General features: G+C 37.5%; 28 protein-coding genes. 12 read left to right on the top strand and 16 right to left on the bottom strand.

The features are described 5' to 3' along the window. Position 1: 1 nt before the first annotated feature. The 9 genes from HDE68_RS16060 to HDE68_RS16020 all read right to left on the bottom strand — a co-directional run bounded on the left by HDE68_RS16060 (position 2) and on the right by HDE68_RS16020 (position 10,181). Positions 2–1,132, bottom strand: a complete 1,131-nt coding sequence (locus tag HDE68_RS16060; protein ID WP_183883246.1) for a glycosyltransferase family 4 protein — start codon at positions 1,130–1,132, stop codon at positions 2–4. 32 nt (positions 1,133–1,164) lie between these two features. After that, positions 1,165–2,355, bottom strand: a complete 1,191-nt coding sequence (locus HDE68_RS16055) for a glycosyltransferase family 2 protein (protein ID WP_183883245.1) — start codon at positions 2,353–2,355, stop codon at positions 1,165–1,167. 19 nt (positions 2,356–2,374) lie between these two features. Next, positions 2,375–3,595 (bottom strand): glycosyltransferase, encoded by a 1,221-nt coding sequence (locus HDE68_RS16050; RefSeq protein ID WP_183883244.1) that lies wholly within the window; start codon positions 3,593–3,595, stop codon positions 2,375–2,377. Then, positions 3,577–4,194 (bottom strand): acyltransferase, encoded by a 618-nt coding sequence (locus HDE68_RS16045; protein ID WP_183883243.1) that lies wholly within the window; start codon positions 4,192–4,194, stop codon positions 3,577–3,579. Before HDE68_RS16045 ends, HDE68_RS16050 begins: the two co-directional genes overlap by 19 nt. A 103-nt stretch (positions 4,195–4,297) precedes the next feature. After that, a complete protein-coding gene (locus tag HDE68_RS16040) occupies positions 4,298–5,755 on the bottom strand; it encodes an O-antigen ligase family protein (protein ID WP_183883242.1) in 1,458 nt (485 codons plus the stop codon). A gap of 63 nt (positions 5,756–5,818) precedes the next feature. Further along, complete coding sequence (locus HDE68_RS16035) at positions 5,819–7,972, bottom strand: exopolysaccharide transport family protein (protein ID WP_183883241.1); 2,154 nt, start codon at positions 7,970–7,972, stop codon at positions 5,819–5,821. 26 nt (positions 7,973–7,998) lie between these two features. After that, complete coding sequence (locus tag HDE68_RS16030) at positions 7,999–8,679, bottom strand: TolC family protein (RefSeq protein ID WP_183883240.1); 681 nt, start codon at positions 8,677–8,679, stop codon at positions 7,999–8,001. Positions 8,680–8,712: 33 nt separating this feature from the next. After that, positions 8,713–9,774, bottom strand: coding sequence for a sugar transferase (locus tag HDE68_RS16025; RefSeq protein WP_183883239.1), 1,062 nt, complete (start codon positions 9,772–9,774; stop codon positions 8,713–8,715). Continuing rightward, positions 9,774–10,181 (bottom strand): response regulator transcription factor, encoded by a 408-nt coding sequence (locus HDE68_RS16020; RefSeq protein WP_183883238.1) that lies wholly within the window; start codon positions 10,179–10,181, stop codon positions 9,774–9,776. Before HDE68_RS16020 ends, HDE68_RS16025 begins: the two co-directional genes overlap by 1 nt. A 231-nt stretch (positions 10,182–10,412) precedes the next feature. On the opposite strand from HDE68_RS16020, the gene HDE68_RS16015 reads away from it, so the two are divergent. Then, on the top strand, positions 10,413–12,008 hold the full coding sequence (locus HDE68_RS16015; protein ID WP_183883237.1) for a hypothetical protein: 1,596 nt from the start codon (positions 10,413–10,415) through the stop codon (positions 12,006–12,008). Positions 12,009–12,037: 29 nt separating this feature from the next. On the opposite strand, the gene HDE68_RS16010 is transcribed toward HDE68_RS16015, so the two are convergent. Beyond that, positions 12,038–12,757, bottom strand: a complete 720-nt coding sequence (locus HDE68_RS16010; RefSeq protein ID WP_183883236.1) for a glycerophosphodiester phosphodiesterase — start codon at positions 12,755–12,757, stop codon at positions 12,038–12,040. 6 nt (positions 12,758–12,763) lie between these two features. Then, the gene (locus tag HDE68_RS16005; protein WP_183883235.1) at positions 12,764–13,747 is read right to left on the bottom strand and encodes a GlxA family transcriptional regulator; all 984 of its coding nucleotides are present in this window, start codon (positions 13,745–13,747) and stop codon (positions 12,764–12,766) included. A gap of 199 nt (positions 13,748–13,946) precedes the next feature. Here HDE68_RS16005 and HDE68_RS16000 point away from each other — a divergent pair, with 199 nt between their 5' ends. After that, positions 13,947–14,243, top strand: coding sequence for a Dabb family protein (locus HDE68_RS16000; RefSeq protein ID WP_183883234.1), 297 nt, complete (start codon positions 13,947–13,949; stop codon positions 14,241–14,243). A gap of 138 nt (positions 14,244–14,381) precedes the next feature. On the opposite strand, the gene HDE68_RS15995 is transcribed toward HDE68_RS16000, so the two are convergent. Continuing rightward, the gene (locus tag HDE68_RS15995) at positions 14,382–14,765 is read right to left on the bottom strand and encodes a VOC family protein (RefSeq protein ID WP_260171787.1); all 384 of its coding nucleotides are present in this window, start codon (positions 14,763–14,765) and stop codon (positions 14,382–14,384) included. A gap of 117 nt (positions 14,766–14,882) precedes the next feature. After that, positions 14,883–15,467 (bottom strand): FecR family protein, encoded by a 585-nt coding sequence (locus tag HDE68_RS15990; protein WP_183883233.1) that lies wholly within the window; start codon positions 15,465–15,467, stop codon positions 14,883–14,885. 171 nt (positions 15,468–15,638) lie between these two features. Between HDE68_RS15990 and HDE68_RS15985 the strand changes: the two genes are divergently transcribed. The 8 genes from HDE68_RS15985 to HDE68_RS15950 all read left to right on the top strand — a co-directional run bounded on the left by HDE68_RS15985 (position 15,639) and on the right by HDE68_RS15950 (position 22,346). Next, positions 15,639–16,277, top strand: coding sequence for an NAD(P)H-dependent oxidoreductase (locus HDE68_RS15985; RefSeq protein ID WP_183883232.1), 639 nt, complete (start codon positions 15,639–15,641; stop codon positions 16,275–16,277). Then, a complete protein-coding gene (locus HDE68_RS15980) occupies positions 16,249–16,539 on the top strand; it encodes a putative quinol monooxygenase (protein ID WP_183883231.1) in 291 nt (96 codons plus the stop codon). The genes HDE68_RS15985 and HDE68_RS15980 overlap by 29 nt, the downstream gene beginning before the upstream one ends. Before the next feature lie 37 nt (positions 16,540–16,576). Beyond that, complete coding sequence (locus HDE68_RS15975) at positions 16,577–17,563, top strand: aldo/keto reductase (RefSeq protein ID WP_183883230.1); 987 nt, start codon at positions 16,577–16,579, stop codon at positions 17,561–17,563. A 138-nt stretch (positions 17,564–17,701) separates the two neighbouring features. Next, a complete protein-coding gene (locus HDE68_RS15970) occupies positions 17,702–18,076 on the top strand; it encodes a hypothetical protein (RefSeq protein ID WP_183883229.1) in 375 nt (124 codons plus the stop codon). A gap of 135 nt (positions 18,077–18,211) precedes the next feature. Then, positions 18,212–19,309 (top strand): DNA alkylation repair protein, encoded by a 1,098-nt coding sequence (locus tag HDE68_RS15965; RefSeq protein ID WP_183883228.1) that lies wholly within the window; start codon positions 18,212–18,214, stop codon positions 19,307–19,309. Between the two features lie 3 nt (positions 19,310–19,312). Continuing rightward, entirely contained in the window at positions 19,313–20,005 is a 693-nt protein-coding gene (locus HDE68_RS15960; RefSeq protein ID WP_183883227.1) for a VIT1/CCC1 transporter family protein, read from the top strand. Positions 20,006–20,161: 156 nt separating this feature from the next. Next, on the top strand, positions 20,162–21,196 hold the full coding sequence (locus HDE68_RS15955; protein WP_183883226.1) for a glycoside hydrolase family 18: 1,035 nt from the start codon (positions 20,162–20,164) through the stop codon (positions 21,194–21,196). 586 nt (positions 21,197–21,782) lie between these two features. Further along, positions 21,783–22,346, top strand: coding sequence for a dihydrofolate reductase family protein (locus tag HDE68_RS15950; RefSeq protein WP_183883225.1), 564 nt, complete (start codon positions 21,783–21,785; stop codon positions 22,344–22,346). A 70-nt stretch (positions 22,347–22,416) separates the two neighbouring features. Here HDE68_RS15950 and HDE68_RS15945 read toward each other — a convergent pair whose 3' ends face one another. Continuing rightward, positions 22,417–23,469 carry a PLP-dependent cysteine synthase family protein gene (locus HDE68_RS15945; RefSeq protein WP_183883224.1) on the bottom strand — a complete coding sequence of 351 codons (1,053 nt, stop codon included), beginning with the start codon at positions 23,467–23,469 and terminating at the stop codon, positions 22,417–22,419. A gap of 189 nt (positions 23,470–23,658) precedes the next feature. Here HDE68_RS15945 and HDE68_RS15940 point away from each other — a divergent pair, with 189 nt between their 5' ends. Next, positions 23,659–24,123 (top strand): Lrp/AsnC family transcriptional regulator, encoded by a 465-nt coding sequence (locus tag HDE68_RS15940; RefSeq protein WP_183883223.1) that lies wholly within the window; start codon positions 23,659–23,661, stop codon positions 24,121–24,123. A 50-nt stretch (positions 24,124–24,173) separates the two neighbouring features. Further along, entirely contained in the window at positions 24,174–24,605 is a 432-nt protein-coding gene (locus HDE68_RS15935) for a GNAT family N-acetyltransferase (protein ID WP_183883222.1), read from the top strand. Between the two features lie 8 nt (positions 24,606–24,613). Here the strand turns inward: HDE68_RS15935 and HDE68_RS15930 are convergent, their stop codons facing one another. Beyond that, on the bottom strand, positions 24,614–25,216 hold the full coding sequence (locus HDE68_RS15930) for a hypothetical protein (RefSeq protein ID WP_183883221.1): 603 nt from the start codon (positions 25,214–25,216) through the stop codon (positions 24,614–24,616). Position 25,217: 1 nt separating this feature from the next. After that, positions 25,218–26,492 (bottom strand): phthiocerol/phthiodiolone dimycocerosyl transferase family protein, encoded by a 1,275-nt coding sequence (locus HDE68_RS15925; protein ID WP_183883220.1) that lies wholly within the window; start codon positions 26,490–26,492, stop codon positions 25,218–25,220. Position 26,493 lies beyond the last annotated feature (1 nt).

The following is a 26,493-nucleotide window of genomic DNA, read 5'->3' as shown; positions in this document are numbered from 1 at the left end:
TTTATTTTCGTGCTGCAAGCACATCAAGATAAGTTGCTTCTACTTTTCTTGTCATAGTTTCTATATTGAAACTGGCTTTGACTAAAGCTCCGGCTTCCAGTCCCAGGGTTTTACGCAATTGCGCATCTGACAGTAGCAGCAGAATAGCTTTAGCCAGTTCATCGGGATTAGAAATCGGGATAAGCAGACCGTTTTTCCTGTTAATAATCAAATCGCGGGTTCCATCAATAGCAGTAGCAATGATTGCTTTACGCATAGCCATCGCTTCCAGCAACGCAATAGGAAGCCCTTCCCATAAAGAAGGCAGACAGAAAATATCTGTTCCGTTTAAGATAGCAGGAATATCGTCCCTGAAATTCTCAAAAATCACACGGGGCCCCAGTTCCAGTTTTTCTGCCAGTTCCAGCATCTGAGCTTTCAGATCTCCATCCCCTACAATCAGGAATTTCACCTTCACTTCAGCAGGTATTTTAGCAATAGCCTTCAAAAAGGTAAGTGGTTCTTTCTGCGCTGTAATCCTTGCAATATAACTGACTAATATTTCATCAGCAGAAATTCCAAACTCAGCTCTTATATCTTTATAATCCCGATCGGGGTTAAACTTAACCTGGTTGATCCCATTCACAATAACTTTGGTATCATGCATGGGGAACTTACTTTTGCCCTCTCTGAAATTACTTTCTGAAACACAGATGGTCTGACTGGCAACTTTGACCAGAAACCTTTCGCTTAAAGTACGGATTAACTTGACAACAGGCTGCTGATCAGGATGAAATGACCAGCCGTGAACTGTATAAACTATTGGGATTTTTAATTGTCCTGCCGGATAAAATGTATTCGAATTAGCCCTGGTACCATGTGCATGTATCAAATCAATTTTTTCATCAGTCAGAATCTTTTTAACATCCTTCCATACCTTATAATTGAAGGGTTTTTCAGTATGCACCACATAGGTTTTAAATCCATCAGCTTTTAATTTATCAACCATTGGGCCATCGGTAAAAGATAAGATCACAGACTCAAAACGGTCCTTGTCCAATTCTTTAACCAGATCCAGCACATGTGTTTCCCCACCGCCAACTTTGCCCTGTCTTATAGTTTGTAATATCCTGATCTTTGCTTGCTCTGCCATGTTCGATAAATTAAAAAAATGTGTAGCTGATTTTATTGCGCCGTTTTATCCACATCATCAATTTTACTCTCGTAATAATGCTGGGTTGCTGTAGAAATTTTATTAGCCTTTTTCGCTTTTAAAAGTGATAAAACCTGGTAAAATATAAATACAGGGATTCTAACGAGTGATTGATAAATAATCTTTGGCGCTTTGAAATAACTTAACGATACAAAGAAGATATAAAAAAAAGACAGCACGGCGAATAACCAGAAAACCAATTGCTGTGGAAAAAAGAACAAATCAATTAATATACATAAACCAGAAAGGCCAACTACAATAAAAAGAGGGGGTCTGGAAAAAACCAGTCCGCATAAAAACTGATTTCTATTTAAGTTTTTTAACCCTGTACCCACCAGTTTCACGCCTTTGCCCGCATACTTAAACCAGGTATTAATCCATCTTGCACGCTGATTGACCAATTGTCCTGATTTAGAAGTTTTTTCATCATATACTACCGCCTTCTCAGCGAAAGCAATACGGTATCCCCTGTTGAGGATTTCCATCTGTAAAACCTTATCAAATCCAGCGCCTTCAATATCAAGGTTCTCCAGACATTCTTTATAAAAAGCAGTACTGAAAGCCATGCCCGAACCTGCAAGAGATGCAGACGAGCCTACATCAAACATCAGTTTTCTATCAATAAAACGGTAATACATATCACCAGCTTCATCCAGACAGGCATAACTGGTATTCAAATTTTTAGCACTTCTGACACCCTGTACTGCAATATATTGCGCATCAAAAAATTTATTCAGCTCATTCAGATATTCCGGGTCTACCAGGTTATCACTATCAATAATCGTCAGATAATCATGGGCTCTTTTAAAGTTATTGATGGCATAAAAATGTGATTTTGTATTACTGGCCAGCGTTTCCTCAGGCCGGAGTAAAACCACTCTTTCATCCTTAAAATTCAAACCAGATATATCACATTTATCAGCAACCACATAAATCAAATAGTTATGATAATTCAATTTCAGAATAGAATCTACCACTGAAGGCAGCATTGTAGTTTGCTCATAAGCAGTCACAATTACTGCATAATCATATGCCCCCTGTACAGCAGGATTGAGCATCTCTTTTTTCTTAAAAACACGAAGGATATAAAGTAATAACGGAAGGATTAAATTAATCCCTGTTAAAAGCTGAAAAACAATCCAAAAGATAAAAAAAAGGCCCATATAATTTTAAAAAGAGTATTTATTTGTGTAATTGTCTAACCGCATCATATATTTTAGCAACGCTGTTTTCCCAGGTATGTCCCAGTGCAAATTCCCTCCGCTGTTGCTCCTTCAAAACTGAATTATCTCTCAATGCTTCTTCAATCAGTAAAATATATTCTTCTTTGTCTTTTGCAAGATAAACGAAATCACTAAAAGTTTCCATAGCTTTTGTTGCTGTAGCGACTACCGGTTTACCAATAGCCAGGTACTCATCAATTTTACGGGGATAATTTCCAATCGTCACCTCATTAATCAGCTGAGGATTGATACATACGTCAAAGAAATTAATATAATCCGGTAACTCACTGATTGGCTTTGATCCTGTAAACACCACATTAGCGAACTCATGTAAATTACTTATTTTAAATAATTCATCTTCCGGTCCTACCAGTACAACAGTCCATTCGGGTCTTGATGAGGCAATATGAGCAATAATATCCCGGTCTAACCTGATACTTTGCAAGGCACCCACATAACCAATTACAGTTCCCTGGATAGCCGCTACATCCAAAGGAGCTTCCTTCTGCTTATTTTCAATAAAAATATCAAGATCGCAACCCTGACCTACATCAAAGGAATCAGGATTGAATTGCCCGCAATATTCAGCCAGGAAAGTAGAATTAGCAACACAAAGATCATTTTTAGCAATCAGTTCAGGTTCCAGTTTTACCCCGTGTTTTCTCCAGTAATCCACGGCAACCATATAATCTCTTGAATAATAAATACTGACAGCAGGTTTCAAAAAATCATTCAGAAAAAAGCCCTTGAACATCTCATTATCATTAAAAAGAATAAAGTCTTTAAAATCAAGTTCCCTGATTGCTTTCTGAATAGAACGCGCTAGTTTTCCGTTATTAAACCGGTTAAAAAAATTAAATATTTTCGTGTTGTTGATCCAGTTGATAGACTCAACCATACAATCCGGATAGAAATTCCAGATATTTTGCTGAATATGGATCAATCCTTCTTCCTTTCCCTGAATAATCGCCAGTCTTTTGCTGGTTTTAGGGTCCTTCTTATTTCTCCATAAAGTAATTCTGTCAAGCGGTGAATTCACATAAAGCACCCGATTATTTTTACTGAATTCCAAAGCAATATTTTTACAATTACTTCCAATTTCAGTATCCCAGGGCTGCTGTCCGACAACAATAATATCCCTGCCTTTGATGCTTTCTTTATTTAATTTACCCGCTCCCATATACCAGTGATCTGATTATACTTTTTGATTACTTTTGCAGGATTACCAACTGCAACTGAAAATTCAGGAATATCTTTCGTCACCACACTCCCGGCACCAATAATACAATGTTTGCCTAAAGTTACCCCTGCAGTGATTACGCTATTTGAACCTATCCAGACATCATCCGAAATAGTAATCTGTTTACAGGTTTCCTTTTGCTGTCTCGGGGAAATATGGATATCTTCATAACCATGGTTCAGACCAGAAATCACAATATTCTGAGCAAGCATGACCTCGTTACCAATAATCACAGGTCCGATAATCACATTTCCAAGACCAACAATAGTCTGATCACCAATAATTACATCTCCTACCCCATTATTAATAGTAGCAAAATCTTCAATGACCGATTTTATACCCAGGTTAAATTTATTGTAAGGGAACACATCCATCCTCGTCCTTCTTCTGATCACAGCATGTTTACCTTTTTTATGAAAGAAAGGGTTGACCAGCAGCCGCACCCATAATCTGGGGCGATGTTCGTTGGCCGGGATCATTAACCGGTGCGCTAACTGCTTTAAAGCAGGATTAGATTTTATTTTTGAAACAAGAGACATGATAGGATAGGTAACTAGTTTTTATTCATCACTTTGAATCCCTTGAATATTCCAACAAGGAAACAAATTAAAGCAGGTACAGCAAATATTTCAAATGGCATCTCTATACTAAATTTAAGTTTTTATTTTTCTGTTGTTTCAGTTCTTCTTCCAATTTTGGGCTGATTAATACAAAAACCCACGAGATATAGACTACATACGAAGAAGGCGCAGTATTGATGACTTCATTTGCATAACTGCAGATTAATATCCCTGCATAACCCGAAGTCAAAGCCATTGCTTTTATCTTCAGGCCTTTATCTTCTATCCGCCAGACTATACCGCAGCATTTTCCTAAAATATACATCATGATACAGATCCAGATGGTAAAACCAACGATTCCATACATGGCCCATACCTTTACCCAATAACTATCAGGCTGCACTGTAGAAAGGAACTTATCCTTATTATAAGTTTCTCCCCAGACCCCGATAACCCCAAGTCCGCCACCCAATGGCCGGCTCCCTAAGTATTCCCGTAAAATCTGCTGGTTCATCAAACGCACATTTAAAGAAGCCTCTTTTGGATCAAAAGCAGATCTTAATCTGAAAATCTGATAGTTCGTATTTCCTATGGTCGTATACTTAAGAACAAACAGTAAAGAAAATGCAATTAATCCACCAATGATAATGATCTTAAACTGTTTACTCAATACAATCGCAAGAAATACACCAATTACGAGTGCAAATAATGCCCCCCTTGTACCGGAAATCAGCATTCCATAGACCATAATCATTGCAGCAATAAACAAGAGCACTCTTTTCCATATCTTGAAAGGCCCTAAAGCCAGTACAAGGGCGATTAATGCAATATGTGCCTGAGAGGCCCCAAACTGTCCTGCATCGCTATAAAAGGAGAATACCCTCAGTCTGCCCCATAAAATATGCGTTACATTACCGCCTTCATCCAGAAAACGCTGTTCACCAGGCGACGGGCCTATATAGAGTTGTTTGATACCATTTAAGGATGCCAGTAGAGAAAGACCTATAATGAGGTATAAAAATACGTTGAGGTCTTTGTTCTTTTTTAATAGCAGGAAGCCTAAAGGGACTATCATAAAAGGATACAGCGCTGCTGCACGGATTTCCTGAAGCCAACCCTGGACACTGGCACCAGCAGGGTTTGCCACTTCAAAAACACTGATCAGAAACCAGATCAGCATTAAAATAACAATATCGTTGTTTAACAGCTTCCAATCATGCTGATCGGCAGTAAAAATCAATGTTAACCAGCCCAGCAGCAACATACCATCCTGTAAGGTACCAAAAGGGAAACTCCCGATTTCCCTTCCCAGAATACCAAAAGTAAAACAGTAGAATACCAGTACCCAGATTATTAATTTAGGGTTTTTGATAAACGAAATCTGAATAGCAATCAGACAGGAAATACCAATTACTGCAATAGGCAAAAGAATACCAAGGTCAACGACAAACAAACAAATGCCTAAACAGATTAGTATTACGATTGATAATATAATGATGCTTAACTTATTGCTTTTATAAAACGATGCCGCTTTATCCATTATTAATTTATAAAATAAGAAAACCGAATTCTAAGGAGATACCGGAGTATCTCCTGCATAAAATTACGACTTAGATTTCTCGTTAAGTTTAATTTTATTCAATACCCACCCGATAAATCCAGGTTGTTCTCTTAAATATACTAACAATTCTTTATCTGTGTCAGATAAAGCCTTTCCAGCTGCAAAAACAGCAACATTTTTTTCAGTAAACATCAGCCACTCTTTAGCCACACTAATATCCTGTAAGCTGTTAATATCAATAATAATCAGATCAAATCCTTTTCTCAGCACGTCAAATCCTGCTTTCAGATTTTTAGAACTCTGAATCTCGAGCAAAGAAGTATTATCTTTATTCTTATTCAGTACAGTAATCAGATCCTGGGTATGAATTTCTCTTTTGATTAAAAATGTCTCAAAGTTATCTCTGACAGCCAGTTCTTTAGTATCTGCACTTTCAACCTGCTGAGTTTCCCCGCCAATCAATAAAACTTTTCTTCCCGTCATTGCAAAAGCATGGGCAAGACTAGAAGCGATAAAAGACTTTCCTTCACCAGTTCCAAGACTCGTAATCCCGAGGATACGGCTTTCATCAGCATCCATTACATTAGTCAGTTCCAGTCTGAGCGAACGCAGCAGATTTTTAAAAGCGATATAATTTGGCTTTTCAGTATCATTCCATATACTTTTTAATGATCTATCTTCTCTGTTTACATAACTTAAACTACCAATTACAGGTAAGTTTGTCGCATTGATCAGTTGTTTAGAATTGTGGATGGTATTATCCAAAAAGAACAAAGCAACAACTGCTATAAAGCAAAGAGAGAAACTTGAAAAACCAGACAGTGCGATATATATCAAACGTTTAGATGGCTCTGGAGTACCAATCAGACCTACCTGTGCAATATTTAATTTCACACCTATATTCTGTTCAGTTCTTGTCTGATTATAACGGTTCAGGGCATCCATATAGTCTTTAGTTGCCAGATCCGCATCCCTTTCATAATTTTGTATCCCTGCATCAAAAGGTACCATTGTATTATATTTTGCCTTGAGCTGCGCAAGTTCTCTGTCAATAGAAACGATACTGCTTTTAGCCTGGTTCATGGCCACATCCAGGTTAGCCCTCTGCTGAATCAGATTTTGTCTGGACGCTGTTGGATCTACAATATTATTATCCGAATTCCTCAATGTTTTTGCATTCAGTATATTCGTTAATGAATCTATCTTTTTCTTATCACTTACTTTAAAATTGCCATCAATATAATGGTTATTGGCTACATTGAGTTGATTTTTGATATCAACGATCTCTCTGTTATCAGACACAACATTACCACCGGTGTAGGCATCCTTACCTCTTAATTTAGACTCTATAGCCGAAATAGCTCCCTGATTTGCCTGAATATCTCTTAAAGCCTGCGCTTTTCTATCCTCATTCTGGGAAATCTGCGTATAGGCAATTTCAGATTGTTTATCCAGATTCAGCACACCATTAGCCATTTTAAAGTTCTTCAATGCAGCGTTCTTCTGGTTCATTACGCCTTCTTTTTTCTTAAGCAGTGAATCCAGTAATGAAATAGAGTTATTCTGATTGAAATTAACATCCTGACCATAATTCTGAATAAATTCAGTAGTCAGTGTATTCACTAAAAACGCTGATAAGGCCGGGTTTGGAGAAACATAACTTACATTGATAAAATCACTGCCATCACCACGGTTAATGGTCAGGTTTTTATTGATCGCAGCTTCATCATAACCCATAGAAGCTACGATATTATATAAATCATTATTCCCTTTATCAGAAAGAGTCAGGGTTTCTTTTTTAATCAGCTTTTCCTGGTATTGACTAACCAGCTGACCTCTTTTGTCTGCCGGAATCGAATCCAGTTTATCACTGTATTTTTTAAACGGTTGTTTAGGATTTTCTAAATCATGAAGGATAAGATGATAAGAAAGAATACTCATGATCTTTTTCATCTTTATCTTTTCGATGATATTAGCAAACTGCTGACTGGTTTTAAAATAATCCATATTCTGGTTCTGCCCTGTAGCCAGTTGTTTAGACTGATCTACCAAACCAGTTGAGATCTGTGCTTCAGAACTATACTGCTTAGGCAGGTTCTTCACCATAAAATAGGTAATGCACAGTGTCACAAGCGGAACAAGAATGAGTATCCACTTATATCTGTTAATATGTTTTAAAAACGCCTTAAAATCCATTTGAAAAAAATTACTCCTGTTTTATTTTATTTAAAATCTGACAATGGTCTGCCAACTATTTCTTCCAACGCATCTTTAGCGACCAAAAGATTTACCTCAGACTGAATTTTAGCTGTATTGGCAGAAGCCAGATTTATTCTTGATTGATTGTAAATATCCAGAGAAAGTTCTCCCTTTTCAAATTTATATTTCAAATTGTCAGCTACGTTCTTGTTGTCCTGCACACTTTGGGTATTGATTTTTAACTGACTAATCTGCTGAACGTAGTTATAATATCTTTTTTTCACTTCAATAGCAAGGGAGTTATCATATTCCTGAGCTTCCAGTTTAGCCACTTTATACTCAGCTCTTGCTTTTTTACCCAAATAAGGTTTTTGAAGAAAGTTACCCAGGTTAATATTCACACCAAACTGGAATCCGTTGACAGAATAAGGGTTAACTGCATTAATAACCTCAGTTTTATCTGGTCTGTAAAAATAAGAAGCATTAAAAATATCCAGGTAAGAAACAGCATTTATAGGTATTGCTGTCTTAGCACCTTCCACTTTAGCATCCATTATTTTTCTTCTTGGAAAATACTCTTTGGCTGCCTGTATATATTTCTCCAGCAGGCCATAATTAACCTCACCTATGATCGTATCTTGTGCAGATGCGTTAAAACTCAATAGGGCAATGAGTAGAAATGAGAGTGTAGATATTTTTTTCATTGTATTTATTAATTTAGTTTTTGATTAGAATGATTAGACTTTTTCTTTTTGGAAAAGTGCAGGGAAAGTTCCAAGGATAATTTTGATATCAAACCACAGGGAATAGTTTCTTGCATAAAAATTATCAAGTTTCTTACGCTCGGTATCCGACATCTCTCCTTTTCCACGTTTACTGATCTGCCATAATCCGGTTAACCCCGATGGACCAAGAAATCTCATAGACCATTCATTTGAGGTTAACATTTCTGCTTCATATAAAGGCAGAGGTCTGTTTCCAACCAATGACATATCACCCTTCAATACGTTAAACAACTGAGGTAATTCGTCCAGACTTGAATTTCTTAAGAAATTCCCCAATCTGGTGATTCTCGGGTCATTCTTAATTTTAACAAATGCATTTGTTCCGCTTCCGTCATCAGCATACTGATTCAGTGCTGACAAATCCTTTAGTTGCTGATCAGCACCTGGTCTCATAGAACGGAACTTATAGAAGTCGAAAATTTTATATCCGGTTCCAACGCGCTTACTTTTATAAATTACTCCTCCTTTAGAGTCTAAACGAATCAAAAGAGCAATAATTAATAATACAGGTGACAGGACTAAAAGAATACCACCGGCAGCAAGAATATCAAAAAGACGCTTTGGCCTTGGGATCTGATATTCTTTTTGTTTCTTAATTACAGCAAGTTGTTCAATATTAGGTTTGATCAGTTTAAATTTAATCAGGAAGTTCAATCTATCTTTTAAATCCTCCATACTATAAGGATAAAAATAAAGATCATGGATTTTTGCCTTGATCGCACGGGCTCTTAATTTAGTATCAGGAACTTTATTCAGCAGGACGATAATCAACCCGCTGGTCAGGGGATTATTTTTAATCTGATTCACCACTGAAAATACACGTTCCTGGTCTTCTATTTCTATCATGATTACATCAGGCGTAGAAAACAGGGACTGCGTATTCAGATAGGCCTCCAGTTCAGAAACATTACCTACATTAACAATATTATATTCCTGGCTGAGCGTCGCAGAAGCCTCTTCTGTCAGTTCAGTGCCTGAGTAAACTAATCTTAGTCCTTTGTAGTTATAGTCCATTATTTAGTGAGCAAGGTATTGGATTCATTCAGTACACTTTTTATTTTATTCTTTAAGGTTTCCGGGTTGAAAGGCTTAGGGAAATAGCCCTCTACCTTAAAAGGTATATTCAATACGACTTTATCAAGATCTTCTGCAGCTGACAGGATAATCACAGGAATTTCCCTGTAAAAACCACTGATTTTAATACTCTTCAGGAAAGATGTACCATCAAAATGCGGCATATGCAGGTCCAGAATAATAATATCAGGAAAATTACCTTCTTCTAACCATAAATGAGCTTTATAGCCACTCTCCATCGCATGAATCTGATATTCCTTTGATAAAATGAAATGAAGCAGTTTTAAAATGCTTGGCTCATCATCAACGATTAAGATTTGCTTTTTTTCAAATGAGAAGTTATTCATTTTTTTAATCAGAGTAAGTAATTATTGAAAGATTTATATTTAAATATTATTTATTCAAGACAAAATATAAGTACTATTTATTTCATATCTCAAAGATATATTATTAAATAATGTAAACTATAAATGTTTTCCCCATCAGCACACTATTGTGTTAATATGTTTTGACAAAAAAAACAATTATTAAATCATAATTTGTTTAATATAGTAGGACATAATCAAATACTGTTCCATATGTCGAAGCTACCCATTCAGTCCTATGCATTCCTATTCCTTTTATTCAGCCCTATTGCCTGTTATCAGCAAAATTCAACAAAGGGAACTGCATTGCCGCATGAGGTAATACACTTAAACAAAGTGCAGAAAAACACTTCTTCTTTTAAAAGTTTTTTGGGCATAAACGGATTCGAATGGGATTTTTTTAAAGATAACCAGTCTGATGTTGACCTCAATAAGGTGAAAATCATGCAATCCTTTGGTGGTTTCCGTCATTATATGGATTGGGAACGGATAGAGTCAGAAAAGGGAAAATACACCTTTAACCCAACCCATTCGGGCGGGTTTAATTATGATAAAGTATATCAGATCTGCAAAGAAAATAATATTGACGTACTCACCTGTTTAAAAAATTGCCCGCCCTGGCTGGTGAATACTTACCCCGAAAATCAAAGAGATGTGGATAATGTGCCCGCACCCTATGGTTTAAACCGGTCTGATCCGGCATCTTATCTTCAACAGGCAAGGGCTGCTTTTCAGTTTACCGCAAGGTATGGCAGTAATAAAAATATAGATAGCAGTTTAGTTAGTGTTTACCGCAGACAAAGATGGCACAGCGACCTGGTTAACCAGGTAAAAATTGGCTTAGGTTATGTAAATTATATCGAATGTGATAATGAAAGGGATAAAGACTGGAAAGGTCCGAAAGGACATCAGAATCCCGAAGAATATGCAGCGAATTTATCGGCATTCTATGATGGCCACCGAGGGAAATTAGGTAAAAATGCCGGTGTAAAAACTGCAGACCCATCCATGAAGGTCGTGATGGCCGGACTGGCATCTCCCGATCCCAAGTACGTGATCAGAATGATTAACTGGTGCAAAAAGAACCGTGGATATCATGCCGACGGATCAGTTAATCTATGCTTTGATGTCATCAATTATCATTTTTACGCAAGCGATGCAACCCCTGCACATGATGAGCGCACTGTAGGAAAAGCCCCCGAATTATCACTGGCTGGAAAAGTAGCAGATGATTTTGTGACGATGTCAAAAAAATATGCAAAAAACACAGAAGTATGGGTAACAGAGTCAGGTTATGACATTAACCCCAAAAGTCCACAGAGAGCAATACAGATCAAAGGTAAATCAGCTTTAATTACTCAGGCCGACTGGATGTTAAGATCATCATTTTTATATGCAAGACATGGTTTAAAAAAATCTTTTTTCTATATGCTGGATGACGTAAATGTAAATGATGCAACACCATATGCTTCTTCTGGTTTTGCAGATGGAAAAAAGAAGAGGCCTGTGGCTGATTATTTCACCCAGGTCAAACAATTAATCGGATCATATAGCTATGAACAGACGATTAAAAAAGATCCCATCATCGATATTTACAAAACAGGCGATAAAAAAATGTATGTCTTATACATCCCGGACGAAAAAGGCAGAAAAGCAATTTATGAGTTTAATTCAGGAGATTCAAAAACAATTAAAATTCATTTGCTGGTACCCGGGTCTGACCGGATGAAAACCGAAACGATTGCAGTACCCTCAGGAAAAATAAAATTGCGCATCACAGAAACACCAATTTTTGTAGAAATCTGTTAAACACTGAATCGTCTTTCCGTTTCTGCCTGCTATCTGTTTTTCAATAATTCTAAAAGTAACTCAGGCTCATTGGTCGTGATAAAATCGATATTATTCTCTAAAAGGGCTAACATATCTTTTTTATCATTCACTGTCCAGGCATTGATTGTCATGCCCAGCTGATGTGCCCTGTTAAACCAGTTACCAGTACGGTAAATATTGAAATCATAATCAGCCTGCTGTATATGATCCCTGTTCAGGGTTTCTACAGGAAGTTCATCATCAATTTCTGCAAGGAAAGCTGTTTTTGCATCAGGATCATTAGCCAGCACCCTTAATAAGGCTTCATAGCTAAAACTGATATACTCTACCCATGCACCAGCCTTTAACCTTTTCACCATTTCAAGCACTGCATCGGTCAGTTTGAGCGTAGCCTGAAAATTGGATTGAACCTTGATTTCCAGAATTAATTTGGTATGATCCTGCTTCATCCCTTCGCTAAGATAATTTTCAAGCGTCGGAAGGTATTCCCCATTAGGCAGCATTTTTTGTCTTAATTCCTCATAAGTAGTTATTGCTATCGGCATCCCCTGAAAATCATCATCGTGATTAACCACAATCCTATTATCCTTTGTCAAATGCACATCAAATTCAGAACCATAACATTTCAACCTGATGGCTTCTTTTAAAGAAGCGATTGAATTTTCAGGAAAGCCATTTTTTTTAAAAGCACCACGATGCGCAATCACTTTATTCTTATTCCAGTTCATTTCAGATCAGGCTCTGGTTCCTAAATAAAATTTATCACGGTATTCACTGGGCGTCATCCCTACGCTCTTGCGAAAAACCTTCCTAAAAGCCTTTGGATCATTATATCCCGATTTATAAATCACTTCAGTCATCTGTTCAGCAGTTTGCTCTAATAATTTCTTTGCAGCCTCAATCCTGGTCTGCTGTAAATATTCAATCAGTGTAATCCCGGTAACCTGTTTAAAGCGGCGTACGATATTCCTCCTGCTTGCCGGGATATCTTTGATCATTTCTTCAATAGTTCCTGTGTTATGATAACCTGTTTCTATCTTTTGCTGAGCCATTGCGACCAAATCATCATTATGTTTTCTTGAAATCTGAAAAGTATTAAAATAGGTCTGCGTATGCCTGTCCATATCAATTGCAAAAAGCTTGGCAATCCTGATCGCTGTCGGATTACCACAATTTATTTGTATCAGATGCAGCATCAGGTGAAAACTTGAGGTTGCACCACCACTGGTATATAATCTTCCGTCCTGGGTAACTGTTTTGTCAGCCTGAAGCCTGACCTCCGGAAAAGCATTCGCAAATTCAGCACAGGCATCAACATGGGTAGTTGCAATCTTGCCATTCAGCAATCCCGTAGCCCCCAGTAAAAAAGCCCCGGTACAAAAACTGGCCAGTTCTGCACCTTCTTTATATTGCTGGTTTAACCAGCTAACAGCAGGATAGTTTTCGGCAATTGCGTGTTTGATATCTTCATTGATAAAAGAAGGTATCAAAATCAGATCTTGTTTTGAAGGAGCCCCAATAGACAATGGCTGATAACCATAAAAATAACTGCCCGCCTTGTTTAACAAACTATCTTCACTGCAAAACAAGTCGATTTGAAACGGAGCAGCATGTCCATCCTGAGTATAAAGTTTGTTTACCGTTTCAAAAACATCAAGTATAGCAGCAACACTTAATAATCTATACTGATTAGTTAACAGGAGACCAAGTTTTATCATTTGACTATTTTTTTAACACCTAAATATATTAAAAAAAGATTTCAGGCCTCATTATTTCTTATTCAGAGCAGACAGGAATGATCCGGTGAGGCTCAGCTCAACCTGTTAAATACAGATTATTATGATTTCTTAACTGGAGGTTATTACATTTGCATAAATATTTTTATAAGATAACATACACAAAAAAATAAAAGATAATATGATAGCTCATCACGTTTTATTCTGGTTAAAAGCTGATACCACAGAAGATCAAAAAAATGCCTTCAGAATAGGTCTTCAATCTTTAGACCAGATAGAAGTTGTAAAATCCTGCCATGTTGGCGTGCCTGCCCCTATTGAACGTTCTGTAGTGGATACATCTTATACATTTTCATCAATCTTGTTTTTTGAAGATCTTGCCGGACATGATGTTTATCAGGGACATAGTTTACATGCGGCATTTTTAGACGAGTTCAGGATCTTTTTTGAAAAGGTTATCATTTACGACGCAGTTTAGAAAACATTTACAACACCGTTTAAAAAACGGTCTTTATCCCTTATACTAACAAGAATTCCAGTTTAAAGCTGGAATTCATGTTTCTGATCTTAGCCTTTTTTCATATTTCTGATCCCGTTCTCTTCCATATTTCAGATTTTATTCTTTTTCAAGAACGGATAAAATATTATCAGAAGGATCTTTAAACCAGGCTATTTTAGGGCCTCCACCGTGAAAAACACCTTTTGCATCAGTTTTAAAGTCTTCTTCATTATAAATGATAAATTCTACCCCACGTTTACCGAGCTCATCCATAGCTTTTTCCAGATTTTCAACAGGAAAATTAAGCACAGTATAAGTTGCCGGTATATGATTAGGTTTGCCATAAACAAATACAGTTCCCCCGCCGGCTATATGCAGGACAATCTGTCCCATTGTCTGGGAAATTTCCAGCCCAAGTATCTGTCCATAAAATTCTTCTGCTGCAGGTATGTCTTTTACTGAAAAGCCACTAAAGGCCTTTACTTCTTTAAACATTGTCATAAGCTTTTGTTTTTAAAAGATTAAATTCAACAAGTAATTCCTTCTGCTAATTTGCACTTATTCAGCCGGTTTACAGCGGGGCAGATCAGGCAATTTCAGGGTGCAGTCAAGACATTTTCAGGGTAAGTAATACTGATATAAGTGATCAGGATTGATTTCTTTAATCAATTGAGAAGAACTTTGTCTCACTAATACTTTTTCTCCCGGACGAAGGGTGATCATTTTACTATTTTTACTTACCTGCACTGTCCCCGTTTCAACAATAACTTCTACTATACCTTTCTTGTTTTTCACATTAAAAGAAGATTTAGTACTCTGAATAACCGTACTTCCGCTATGGACAATAAAAGGGCCTGTCTTATCACCAGCAACTGTAAAAAAGGCTTCTCCTTTAGTTAACCATACCCGGCGCTGAGCCCCTCTGAATTTTGCAGGATAACGCAGCAGACTACGTTTGTTCAATACAACTACCGAACCATCAGATAAAGTATCTGCCAGTACAGTTTCCTTAGTCAGAAACAACAGTTCCTGTGTAGCAAACTGACTGGAATACAACCATGCACCAGCTCCCATGATTAAAAAAACAGCAGCGATCCCTAACCAGAACTGATAGCCCTGCTTAAACATCTTTCTCCTTTGCAAAGAAGTCTGCGTCTTATTCTCTCCTTCAGGTTCTATCCCATTGTTCTTATTCCAGATCATTATTCAATTTCATCTTTAGCGCTTTTAATCATTTTCAGATTTTTTTAAAGATAAAAAGAATACAGTGAACAATCTATCTATCATAATTATAATAGACACCTATGACTTATACTATTTTAATGAACCATACAGAAGGGGTAAATTTGTATCAGCAATTAAAAGATTTGTAAAATGGAAACAAGAAAAATATTTGTGATTAATGGAGGACAAGTCTTCGGACACTCCGGAGGTCGCTTTAATCATACAATTTTCAATGCAACACTAAACTTCTTTAAAAGTCAGCCTGGTTTTGAAATCAGGTCAACTGATATCAATCATGATTATGATCCTATACAGGAAGTAGAAAATTATGTCTGGGCAGATGTAATCATTTATCATACGCCAATCTGGTGGTTCCAGGTACCAAACGGCTTAAAAAAATATATTGATGTTGTATTTACCGAAGGTCATCAGAAAGGCATTTATAAAAGCGATGGCCGTTCTTCTGCGAACCCGGATATCAATTACGGGACGGGAGGTTTATTACAGGGTAAAAAATACATGGTTACTACTTCATGGAATGCACCAGCTACAGCTTTTACATTACCCGGAGAGTTTTTCAATCAACGTAGTGTAGATGATGGTGTATTATTCGGATTCCACCGGATGAATGCTTTTACAGGAATGACACCTTTAACCGGTATTCATTTCCATGATGTAGAGAAGAATGCTGATATTGTGAATGATATGAAATTATATCAGGAACATTTAACTAAAACCTTTATTAATCAAAAACAAGAAAATGAGTATCTATCTAACAGCTATAATTAAAAGTACAGAAGGAAACGCCGGGCAATTAAAAGCACTTTTAAAAACTCTGGTCTCAGGATCAAAAAGTGAAGCTGCTTGTCTGCAATACGACCTGCATCAGGTTCAGGAAGATCCGAATGTGTTTATCTTCCATGAAGAATGGACAAGCCGGGCAGATTGGGATCTGCATAATGTAACCCCTCATATTAAAAAATTCATAGCAGATTCTGCAGCAATACTAGATGGTAAACCCATCATACATATCACTAAAAGAGTAAGCTAAACCCTTACCAATTTAGTGGTCACAACAATAAATTATTATGGAATACAGGAAATTAGGAAATACAGAACTAAACTTATCAACGATTACACATGGTGCTTTTGCTATTGGCGGAACCATGTGGGGAGGAAATGAAAAGCAAGATTCAATCGACGCTATACATGCATCATTGGACCATGGGGTAACCAGTATCGATACTGCACCATTTTATGGTTTCGGCTTAAGTGAAGAATTAATTGGTGAAGCAATCAAAGGAAGAGACCGTTCAAAAATCCAGCTGCTGAACAAATTTGGCCTGGTATGGGATGGCAGTAACCAGGGAAAGGGAGAATTCTTTTTTGATGCAGGTGCAGATGGTAAAAGTATACCCGTTTACAGATATGCTTCCAAAGCCAATATCATTAAGGAAGTAGAAGAAGGGTTGAAACGTCTTGGAACAGATTATATCGATCTTTTACAATTACACTGGCCAGATGCGACTACGCCGATTGATGAAACTATGGAAACGCTTAATTTATTAATCGAACAAGGTAAAATCAGAGCAGCTGGTGTGAGCAATTACAGCCTTGATCAGCTAAAAGAAGCACAAAAAACTATCAGTCTGGCTTCTAACCAGGTTTCTTACAGCATGCTGAACAGAGAGATTGAGAAAGAAATCATACCTTATACCATCGCAAACAATATTGGCATCATTGTTTACAGCCCGCTCGAAAGAGGATTACTTACAGGTAAATATTTCAAAGACGCCAGGCTTAAATCAAACGATCACAGGAATGGTTATTTTGGTCAGTTTGATCCTGAAAAAGTGAAGGCATTATTGCAGACCATTACACCAATCGCAGAAAGCAAAAATGCAACTATCGCACAGTTAGTTTTAAGATGGACTACCTTGCAGCCCGGTATCAGTATTGTACTTGCGGGTTCAAGAAATGCAGCACAGGCAATTGATAATGCAAAAACTATGGATATCAACCTTAGTACAGATGAATTAAATCATATTGGTAAAGCAATCGAACTGGTGAAATAGCTTTCAGATAAGCTAAAAAAACAAATCCTAAGAAGATAACAGAAACCAGTTTTAATGTTTACAAAAACATAACAACTGGTTTCTTTCGTTTACCTGATTATTTTTTATATTTAATAAAAAACATATAATCAGTTATTTATGAAACAGATAAGTCTAATTTTCCCGTTCGTTCTACTCCTGTTATTTACAAATGCTGCAAAGGCACAAAAAAATGACACTTATTTTGTTGGCAAATGGGATGTAGTGATTAAAGGTTTGCCAAAAGGAGACACAGAAGCCCTGGTCAATTTTCAATTGAAAGACGGCAAATTAGCCGGAAGTATTACTGATAAAGAAGAAAAAAAAGACATGCCTTTTACAGCGGTTAATCTTAAAGATTCTACAGTTGTGGTTAAATTTGATCACAGCAGCGGAGAGATCGAAATGAATCTGTTGAAAAAAGACGAAAATAATCTGACAGGCCAGATTAACAATCAGTTTGACCTGACTGGTATCCGAAAAAAAGAAGATTAATTACCAGCTTTTATCAGGCTGCTGTTAAAATAAAAATGAATCTTTTTTATTCCGTTTGAATGACATTTCTGTTGGAGAAAGGCTTTATATTTAACCCACAACAGGGTGATAAAACCTGTTAAATCTCCTATTTAAATGAGCCTATTAAAAGATATATATTCAGTCCCTTTTTATAATAAATTAGCAGACAGCCTGATTCAGATCAATCCTGAATTTAATAAACCTCAATTCATTAAACAGATCTATGCAGAAGGTTTCGAGTTCATGGAGCTTAAACAGCGCATGCACCATACCACATTAGTCATTCATGAGTTTTTGCCGGCCGGATACCCTGAGGCAATCCACCAACTGTTTTTATTGATTCATCAGCTTAGAAAAGAGGATGCAGGAGAAGACAAACTGGCTTATATATTTTTACCGGACTATATTGAAACCTATGGACTGGAAGATTATGAAACTTCAATAAAAGCAATAGAATTTGTTACCCAATTTATAAGCTGTGAATTTGCTGTCAGACCATTTTTAGCCAGATATGGTGAACAAATGATGAAGCAGATGGAAAAATGGTCTTTGCATGAAAGTCATAAAGTACGCAGACTTGCCAGTGAAGGCAGCAGGTCAAGGCTTCCCTGGGCAATGGCTGTACCCGGACTAAAAAAAGACCCTTCTGCTATATTGCCTATTCTGGAAAACTTAAAGAATGATCCTTCAGAGTGGGTGCTTAAAAGTGTAGCCAATAGTTTAAATGATATTTCTAAAGATCATCCCGAAATCGTGATCGCAATTGCCAGCCGCTGGAAAGGTCTGGGTAAAGAAACTGATGCAATCATTAAACATGGCTGCAGGAGCTTGCTCAAACAGGGCCATACTCAAATACTGGCCCATTATGGTCTGGAAAGCACTCAAATTGAATTAAAAGATTTTCAGATCCTGACCCCGGAGGTAGTCATCGGGGATAGTCTTGAATTTACTATAGCTGTTAAAAACACGGCTTCTATGGTACAAAAAATCCGTCTGGAGTATGCTGTTTATTATAAGAGATTAAATGGAACTCCTTCTAAAAAGGTTTTTAAAATTAGTGAACGCGATTATCAGCCAGCGGAACATGCTGTTATAGGCAGAAAGCAAAGTTTTAAAATCATCACCACCAGAAAATTCTATCCCGGTCATCATCAGTTATCTATTATTTTGAATGGGGAAGAAAAAGAACCCAAAGACTTTGAACTGAAATAAATTATGGCACCTATACACCAGGAAAAACATTTAAAAAGCTCTGCCTTCATCTCTGATATCGTGATTGGAATGAGTGACGGTTTAACTGTACCCTTTGCACTGGCTGCCGGGTTAAGTGGTGCAGTTCAAAATAATGCGATCATCATTACAGCAGGGCTCGCAGAAATTGTTGCCGGTTGTATTGCGATGGGTTTAGGTGGATATTTAGCTGGTAAAACAGAACAGGAGCATTATCAGAGTGAAAAACGAAGAGAATATAACGAAGTAGAAAATTTCAGAGAACAAGAAATACAGGAAGTCAAAGAGATCTTTGCCGAATACGGCATTGATGAACAGGGACAAACTATCCTGGCCAATCAACTGGCAAAAGACAAAACCAAATGGGTAGACTTTATGATGAAGTTTGAACTGGGACTGGAAGAACCAGATATCAACAGAGCGAGAAATAGTGCCCTGACTATTGGAATTGCTTATTGTGTAGGTGGATTATTGCCTTTATCCGCTTACTTTCTCACTTCAAAACCTCAGCATGGCTTACTTCTTTCTGCTGTAATCACAACTTTCTGCTTATTTATTTTCGGTTATTTTAAAAGTAAAGTTACCGGCCAGCCACCTCTTAAAGGCGCAATCAAAGTTACCGCTATCGGCCTTATTGCCGCTGCTGCTGCCTTTAGCATCGCCAGATTGATCTCTTAAAATCGGATTCTTTCTTTTTTCTATTTGAACCCCAAAGCAAACTACATACAAAACACTTGTTATCAACCTGTTGATCAAAAACAATAATGTGACTAAACTGTTTTAGCATAGAGATTCCCCTCTCTGAAACAACCAATATAAACCTAATGATCAACTATGAAAACAAGACCTTTCATCCAACTCTGCAAGGGTATTTTTGTCCTTGTAATTTCAATTATTGCCTTTAGTTCCTGTAAAAAAATCACAGATGGAACGGGTACCTCAGGCGGCACCGCATCAGATCCGGATTACCTGAAAAATCTGCTGGCCTATAAGAAAAGTGCACATCAGCTCTACCTGGGATACCTGGTGGCAGATGGTAATGACCCTGCAGAAGCTTCTTCTATGTTAAATGTACCCGACAGCGTAGATATTGTCGTTGCATTTGCAGGCTGGGACAAAACAGTTTCACACTGGACAACCTTACAGGCAAAAGGAACAAAAATCCTTACCTGTACTTTCCCTGGAAATGATGCTTATTATGATGGATCAGCAAAAGATACCACAACAACCCAAAAGACTGCTTTATCAGCAAACAGTACTTATGACCACTGGGCTAAAGCTATGTATGATAAATTTATCACAGGTATGGGATGGGACGGTATAGATGTCGATATTGAAACCGGAACTTTTGGCGGGGACGCACCGGCCAGCAATGCTAAAGCGGTATTACAATCAGTAGCTAAATATTTCGGGCCTAACGCTCTTGCCGGTCATCTGACTAAAGCAGGCGTAAAACCCATATTTATCTATGATACTGATGTTGATGTCGCAGGTGGAAGTTTAGGCTACAACACCATTTACACCCCCTTCAAAAGTAATTATACCTATGTTAATTTTCAATCTTATGTAGGTGGAAGCCGTCGCTGGAGCGGAAGTAAAACGACCGATCTTACCCCCCTGCTGACAGCTTTCGATAAGACGAAATTAATTGTACTTACTAATGGCGATGAATTTAAATACCCTAATGGTTCTGAAGATACCCCGGGCGGAGATGCAAAAGCAACCAAATGGTTATGGGATATTGCGCAATGGGCCAAAACAAATGGGACTGCTGGTGTTGGAACTTACCGGATGAGCAGAGATTATAACCATACTCCTGTTTTTAACAGCACACGCCGTGCAATTCAAATTATGAATCCACATTTATAAAACCTTATTTTGGTTATATCACTAAGGGGAAGCTCTATAAAAAAACCAGGTTAACAGTCATGGCCGGAAGATTTTTTCTTCTGGCCATGTTTATTAAACAGCCCTGCTTTTTTCCTGCCAAATAACAAGCTGCAAAACAGACCGGACATGAGTTGGATAATACTCAGAAACAGGCAAAAAACACCAAAGAAAACACGAAAAACAACCAATCACAAAGCACTGACTATCAACACAGTAAGCGCAGCTTGTCCAGACATCGTTCGAAGCTCGTTCAGGAGTGTTCCAGACCTCATTCAGTTTTTATCGGATAAACACTGAATTAAAGGTGAAAAACATTTTAAAGAAAAATTAATTTCTATATCATTTAACTAGCTTATAACATTGGTTCAGTCTAAACCAGATGGAATTATGGCAATTTTACAGGAAAGCACCCTGGGAGCATAGATGTGAGGAGTGATGTAGTTTCCAGTTGAATAGCCTGGCACAAATCATCCCCCCGATTTGTCTTGATTATACCCTCAATATCATAAATATTCTATAGATATTTGAGATAGGAAGAAATACAATCAATTTAAAAACGATTGCTATGCGAAAATTAAAATTACAGATACAAATGACCATTGATGGCTTTGTAGCCGGACAGGATGGCGAACAAGACTGGATATGGCTTGCCGGGCCGGATGAATCGGGCTTCCAAAAAATAATTGAACTGGCCGAAAGCTGTGATACCATTTTGCTTGGGCGTAAAATGACCAGGGGCTTTATTGATCACTGGGAAAACATGGCAGACCATCTGCCCGATAACCCCGCTTATCCTTTAGCCCGGCTCCTGGTAAATATGCGCAAGATTGTTTTTAGCCGTACAGAAACAACCATTACCGGCAGAAACTTAGCAGTAGAAAATGGTGATCTGGCTACTGCAGTACAAGCGTTGAAAAAAGAACCTGGTAAAGATATTATGGTTTATGGAGGTGCCAGCTTTGTAAGTTCACTAATCGACCAGGATCTTATCGATGAATATTTTATAATCACGAACCCGGTTGCAATTGGAAGCGGACTTTCCATTTTTAAGGAAAGAAAAATTCTAAAATTAGAAAGTTCAACCGCTTTTAAAAACGGGAAGGTACTCCATAAATATCTGCCGGTATAACGTTTAACTGAATATTGGCGCAGCTGATATTTTTCTGATCGATATTCCCTTTTTTAACATACAGGTTTCCTTATTTAAGCCTGCATATGGGATCATAGCCTGTAAATTCTGTTTCAGGGGTTAAATAGCCTTCCCTGACAGGTTCTTCTTTCATTAAATCTGTACTTAGATATTTTTTATTACTGTCAGAAAAGATAGTTACCACACAGCTATCCATTCCTGATTCCTGTTGTAATTTAATTGCACCAATCACGTTAGCTCCCGAAGAAATACCAACTGCCAGACCTAACTGACTACCTAATTTCTGGGCCATCAGTATGGCATCTCCATCATTAGCCTGCAAGACCTGATCCAGTTCATCCAGTTTTACAATTTCAGGAATAAACTCATCAGATATCCCTTGTATTCTGTGGCTCCCTACTTTATAACCGGTTGTCAGGGTAGGTGATTCTGCCGGTTCCAGAGGATGAACCCTGATGGCAGGATTCTTTATTTTTAAATAACGGCCAACTCCCATAATGGTGCCCCCTGTTCCAACTCCGGCCACAAAAGCATCTGGCATTAAATTATTCAATCGAAGCTGCTCCCAAATCTCTGCACCTGTAGTTTCTTCATGTGCTTTTGGATTATCTGTATTTTTAAACTGACGTGGTAAAAAAGTATGGTCATTTTCTAAAGCCATATCTTCTGCCAGCCGGATACTTCCTAAAAATCCGCCTTGCGCTTTGCTGACCAGTATAACTTCTGCCCCTAAACTTTTGATAATATCAATTCTTTCTTTACTTAACCAGTCTGGCATAATAATTTTCACCGGGTGTCCCATGGCTTTACCTATCGCAGCGAAAGCTATTCCTGTATTACCACTGGTAGCCTCAATAATTGAATCACCAGGTTTGATCACCCCATTTTTATAGGCATGGTATAAAGTAAATAAGGCAATTCTATCTTTTATACTTCCTGTCAGATTATAATGCTCACACTTCACATATATTTTCCCCGCTTTACCTTTAAAAGTATAGTGCAATGCTAACATTGGCGTATTCCCGACCAAATGCCATAAATGCTCAAATTTCTTTTCAAGATCTGCTGTTAAACCACTTATTTCTTCTGTACTCACTGACATAATTACCTCATTTAAGCTAAATAATATTTCAGTAAAACTCTGGATATCAATTTTTAATAACAACACATTGCCCTGAATCCGGAAATTTTATGGAAAATGACTTATAAAGTTTATCTTTTTACATTTTAGCACCTCCATTCAATAAATTAAATAGTATTTTTCCATTGATAATTTATCCTCAAAAAAAAGATGCATGCAGAATTAGACCCGACAGATCTGGAAATCCTAAGAATTTTACAGAAAGATGCAACGCTGACCAATAAAGAGATCGCTTATAAATTGAGTAAATCTATCGCTACCGTTCACGACAGGATCAGGAAATTAAAAGAGAAAGGTTATATCAAAAGGGTTGTTGCGATCCTGGACAGACAGAAAATTGATAAAAGTCTGATTGCATTTTCACAGGTCTTATTAAAAGAACATACGGCAGATACTTTAACCGAATTTGAACGTGAGGTGGCCAAATTCAGTGAAGTCATGGAATGTTTTCAAATGACCGGAGCCTTTGATTTCATTCTTCGCATTGCAAGCAGCGATATGGATAGTTATCATCTTTTTCTACGCAACAAATTAGCAATATTACCAAATATCAGCACGGTTCAAAGTTTTTTTGTCTTATCTGAAACTAAGAGCGATACTGCCTATCCATTGTAACCAAAACAAGGTCTATTTACAATTAGAGAAATTTAAAAACGCAATCCCCTATGTCCTTGCATCTTAGAAATTTAAGGCTTGAAGATTCAGAAGCAATTACCAGCCTGTCAGAACAATTGGGTTATCCCTCCACAATACCAGAAACTGAAGCGAGAATCAATGCTTTACTCCTGCATCCTGACAATTGTGCATTTGTTGCAGTGCTGGAACAAACAATTATCGGGTGGATTCATGGTTTTTATACCCTCAGGCTAGAATCAGAACCCTTTATTGAGATTGCAGGATTGGTTGTCGATGAAAACTACCGCAATCAGCAGACTGGAAAAAAATTAGTAGAACAGGTGAAAGAATGGGGAATAAAAAAAGGAATCAGCAAACTCAGGGTAAGATGTCAGACTAAAAGAACGGAGACGCACAGGTTTTATCAAAAAATAGGTTTTACACAGCAAAAGGAACAAAAAGTATTTGATATGGATATGTGAGCATAAATTCAGTCTTTTAATAAAAGAGGCCGGCCGGCATGCTGATCTTCCTTATATTGATCAGGAAGTTGCCCCTCTTTAATCTGATTAGCATGTTCCTCCTTTAGATAAGGTAAATGATGTTTTTTCAATTTTTTAATAGGAAGATAAGTAAAAAGGACGGAGAATATCCCGGCAGTCAGCCCCAGAAGAACAGACAGCACAGTACCATTATAATCATACCATTCAGGGAAGCCAAAATGTAAACCCAGCATCAGCGCAAAAACAAATGAAACTGTACAAAAGCCATTGATACCTGCCATTTGAAAGATAAACTTTTTCTTCTTAAAACCTTCGGGCAATACAATCTCTGAATGGCCTTTTTCTGAAAGCGTAATTGTCTTTTTCAGGATATCAAAAGTGATAATAAAAGGTAAAAAGAAGGCCATAGGCAAAATGAACCTCGCCAGGTTCTGTTCTCCGGCAAACAAATGAACTGCATTCAAATCTGTAAAACTGAAATAAGGAATAATGGTATTAAAAACAACATTTGGAATAATGTAGTACAGTAAATTTTTACGTAAAAAACGCTTTAGCGTAATTTCCTTTTTTTTAATTGCTGTGGTTAACATATCAGGCAACGGATAATTGTTTCAGATCTTCAAATATTAAATTCATTGCGACGCTTTTAATCTGCTCAGCTTCCTGTTCAGTCAGGAATGTATCATTAGACATAAATGTAAAATCCATCGTATTTTTAAAAGTACTAACGATCATTGTACTGGGGTTTCTCCACGGAAAAGCTACTGTCGGACTTCGAATTGCCAGGACTTCAAATGTCTGGTAAGTTTCAGCAATTCTGAGTATCCCCATATTAGACAGCGTAACATCATGGGTACCATCAGTAGCTTTTAGAAAGCTGATCATTTTTCCAACTACCGGATGAAAATATTCACTCATCCATAATAACTCTTCTACTTTCAATGCCCTGACTTTGGCATTTAACTCTGCTTTCAGAGTTCTTGCCATTGCCCAGAAATCCAGATCATTTTTTTTATCTATTTCAAGTTCTACAATTGGTGCAAAGGCAAACATGGTGTCATTCTTTATTTCAGGAATAAATTGCCTGATATCTACCGGGCAAATTACTTTTCCATGCGCCTTTGCCCCTTTTACCTGTTGAAAGGCTTTCATGACAGCAATACATAAAGCAGCATGAACTGAAGTCACCGCAGCTTTACTGCGTTCAACCAGTTCTGTGGTTTGCTGCTGATCGAGACTCCAATGTAAAGCATAATAATTTCCTGCCGCTACCTTACGCTTGTCCGGCCTGAAATAAAAGAATACTTTACCCAGTAAAGAAAACATACGTGCTTTAAATATCTTCATTTGAGATACCGCAAAAGCAGGTGTTAAAAGTTCTTTTACAGAGTTGAAAGTAGCATAAGGAATAAGCTCCATATTGGGATGGTCCAACAAATACAATAATTCCTGCGTTAACGCTACCAGTGTAGAACCATCACAAATACAATGTGGAAACACCAGTAAAATGTCTGATATCTCTGCCGATTTTAACCAGACTATTCTTGCTAGCGGCTCATTTTCACCATCAAAAAGCTGATGCCATTCTGCTTTGGATTCATGCAGCCAATCTTGTTCGCTGTTTCGCTCCATGATCCTTACAGGAATTTCCTTTATATTTTCATCTAAAATGAAATATGGGCCGCCAGCTTGCTGCTCATCGATCTTCATCCTTAATAAAGGATGTTTCTTCTGAATTTTATAAAGTGCTGAACGCAAAACTTCCGGATCAATAACTCCCCTGATCTTTACCGTATAGATGCAGTTAACGGGTGTTAATGCATCCACATACATAATCCTTTCTCCAATAATCAACTTTCTTTTCATT

It is taken from the genome of Pedobacter cryoconitis (assembly GCF_014200605.1).
Classification (GTDB): domain Bacteria; phylum Bacteroidota; class Bacteroidia; order Sphingobacteriales; family Sphingobacteriaceae; genus Pedobacter; species Pedobacter cryoconitis_B.
Note: the sequence above shows the minus strand (reverse complement) of the source record. Positions and strands in the feature narration are given on the sequence as shown.

What these genes read in the sequence shown, in the direction of transcription:
- HDE68_RS15945 (WP_183883224.1), bottom strand. Translation starts at nt 23,469, where the DNA reads ATGTCAGTGAGTACAGAAGAAATAAGTGGTTTAACAGCAGATCTTGAA.
- HDE68_RS16060 (WP_183883246.1), bottom strand. Translation starts at nt 1,132, where the DNA reads ATGGCAGAGCAAGCAAAGATCAGGATATTACAAACTATAAGACAGGGC.
- HDE68_RS15930 (WP_183883221.1), bottom strand. Translation starts at nt 25,216, where the DNA reads ATGTTAACCACAGCAATTAAAAAAAAGGAAATTACGCTAAAGCGTTTT.
- HDE68_RS16045 (WP_183883243.1), bottom strand. Translation starts at nt 4,194, where the DNA reads ATGTCTCTTGTTTCAAAAATAAAATCTAATCCTGCTTTAAAGCAGTTA.
- HDE68_RS15955 (WP_183883226.1), top strand. Translation starts at nt 20,162, where the DNA reads ATGAAAACAAGACCTTTCATCCAACTCTGCAAGGGTATTTTTGTCCTT.
- HDE68_RS16015 (WP_183883237.1), top strand. Translation starts at nt 10,413, where the DNA reads ATGTCGAAGCTACCCATTCAGTCCTATGCATTCCTATTCCTTTTATTC.
- HDE68_RS15975 (WP_183883230.1), top strand. Translation starts at nt 16,577, where the DNA reads ATGGAATACAGGAAATTAGGAAATACAGAACTAAACTTATCAACGATT.
- HDE68_RS16020 (WP_183883238.1), bottom strand. Translation starts at nt 10,181, where the DNA reads ATGAATAACTTCTCATTTGAAAAAAAGCAAATCTTAATCGTTGATGAT.
- HDE68_RS16040 (WP_183883242.1), bottom strand. Translation starts at nt 5,755, where the DNA reads ATGGATAAAGCGGCATCGTTTTATAAAAGCAATAAGTTAAGCATCATT.
- HDE68_RS15960 (WP_183883227.1), top strand. Translation starts at nt 19,313, where the DNA reads ATGGCACCTATACACCAGGAAAAACATTTAAAAAGCTCTGCCTTCATC.
- HDE68_RS15950 (WP_183883225.1), top strand. Translation starts at nt 21,783, where the DNA reads ATGCGAAAATTAAAATTACAGATACAAATGACCATTGATGGCTTTGTA.
- HDE68_RS15925 (WP_183883220.1), bottom strand. Translation starts at nt 26,492, where the DNA reads ATGAAAAGAAAGTTGATTATTGGAGAAAGGATTATGTATGTGGATGCA.
- HDE68_RS16010 (WP_183883236.1), bottom strand. Translation starts at nt 12,757, where the DNA reads ATGAACTGGAATAAGAATAAAGTGATTGCGCATCGTGGTGCTTTTAAA.
- HDE68_RS15935 (WP_183883222.1), top strand. Translation starts at nt 24,174, where the DNA reads ATGTCCTTGCATCTTAGAAATTTAAGGCTTGAAGATTCAGAAGCAATT.
- HDE68_RS15965 (WP_183883228.1), top strand. Translation starts at nt 18,212, where the DNA reads ATGAGCCTATTAAAAGATATATATTCAGTCCCTTTTTATAATAAATTA.
- HDE68_RS15985 (WP_183883232.1), top strand. Translation starts at nt 15,639, where the DNA reads ATGGAAACAAGAAAAATATTTGTGATTAATGGAGGACAAGTCTTCGGA.
- HDE68_RS16030 (WP_183883240.1), bottom strand. Translation starts at nt 8,679, where the DNA reads ATGAAAAAAATATCTACACTCTCATTTCTACTCATTGCCCTATTGAGT.
- HDE68_RS15980 (WP_183883231.1), top strand. Translation starts at nt 16,249, where the DNA reads ATGAGTATCTATCTAACAGCTATAATTAAAAGTACAGAAGGAAACGCC.
- HDE68_RS15995 (WP_260171787.1), bottom strand. Translation starts at nt 14,765, where the DNA reads ATGACAATGTTTAAAGAAGTAAAGGCCTTTAGTGGCTTTTCAGTAAAA.
- HDE68_RS16055 (WP_183883245.1), bottom strand. Translation starts at nt 2,355, where the DNA reads ATGGGCCTTTTTTTTATCTTTTGGATTGTTTTTCAGCTTTTAACAGGG.
- HDE68_RS15970 (WP_183883229.1), top strand. Translation starts at nt 17,702, where the DNA reads ATGAAACAGATAAGTCTAATTTTCCCGTTCGTTCTACTCCTGTTATTT.
- HDE68_RS16025 (WP_183883239.1), bottom strand. Translation starts at nt 9,774, where the DNA reads ATGGACTATAACTACAAAGGACTAAGATTAGTTTACTCAGGCACTGAA.
- HDE68_RS16000 (WP_183883234.1), top strand. Translation starts at nt 13,947, where the DNA reads ATGATAGCTCATCACGTTTTATTCTGGTTAAAAGCTGATACCACAGAA.
- HDE68_RS15940 (WP_183883223.1), top strand. Translation starts at nt 23,659, where the DNA reads ATGCATGCAGAATTAGACCCGACAGATCTGGAAATCCTAAGAATTTTA.
- HDE68_RS15990 (WP_183883233.1), bottom strand. Translation starts at nt 15,467, where the DNA reads ATGATCTGGAATAAGAACAATGGGATAGAACCTGAAGGAGAGAATAAG.
- HDE68_RS16005 (WP_183883235.1), bottom strand. Translation starts at nt 13,747, where the DNA reads ATGATAAAACTTGGTCTCCTGTTAACTAATCAGTATAGATTATTAAGT.
- HDE68_RS16050 (WP_183883244.1), bottom strand. Translation starts at nt 3,595, where the DNA reads ATGGGAGCGGGTAAATTAAATAAAGAAAGCATCAAAGGCAGGGATATT.
- HDE68_RS16035 (WP_183883241.1), bottom strand. Translation starts at nt 7,972, where the DNA reads ATGGATTTTAAGGCGTTTTTAAAACATATTAACAGATATAAGTGGATA.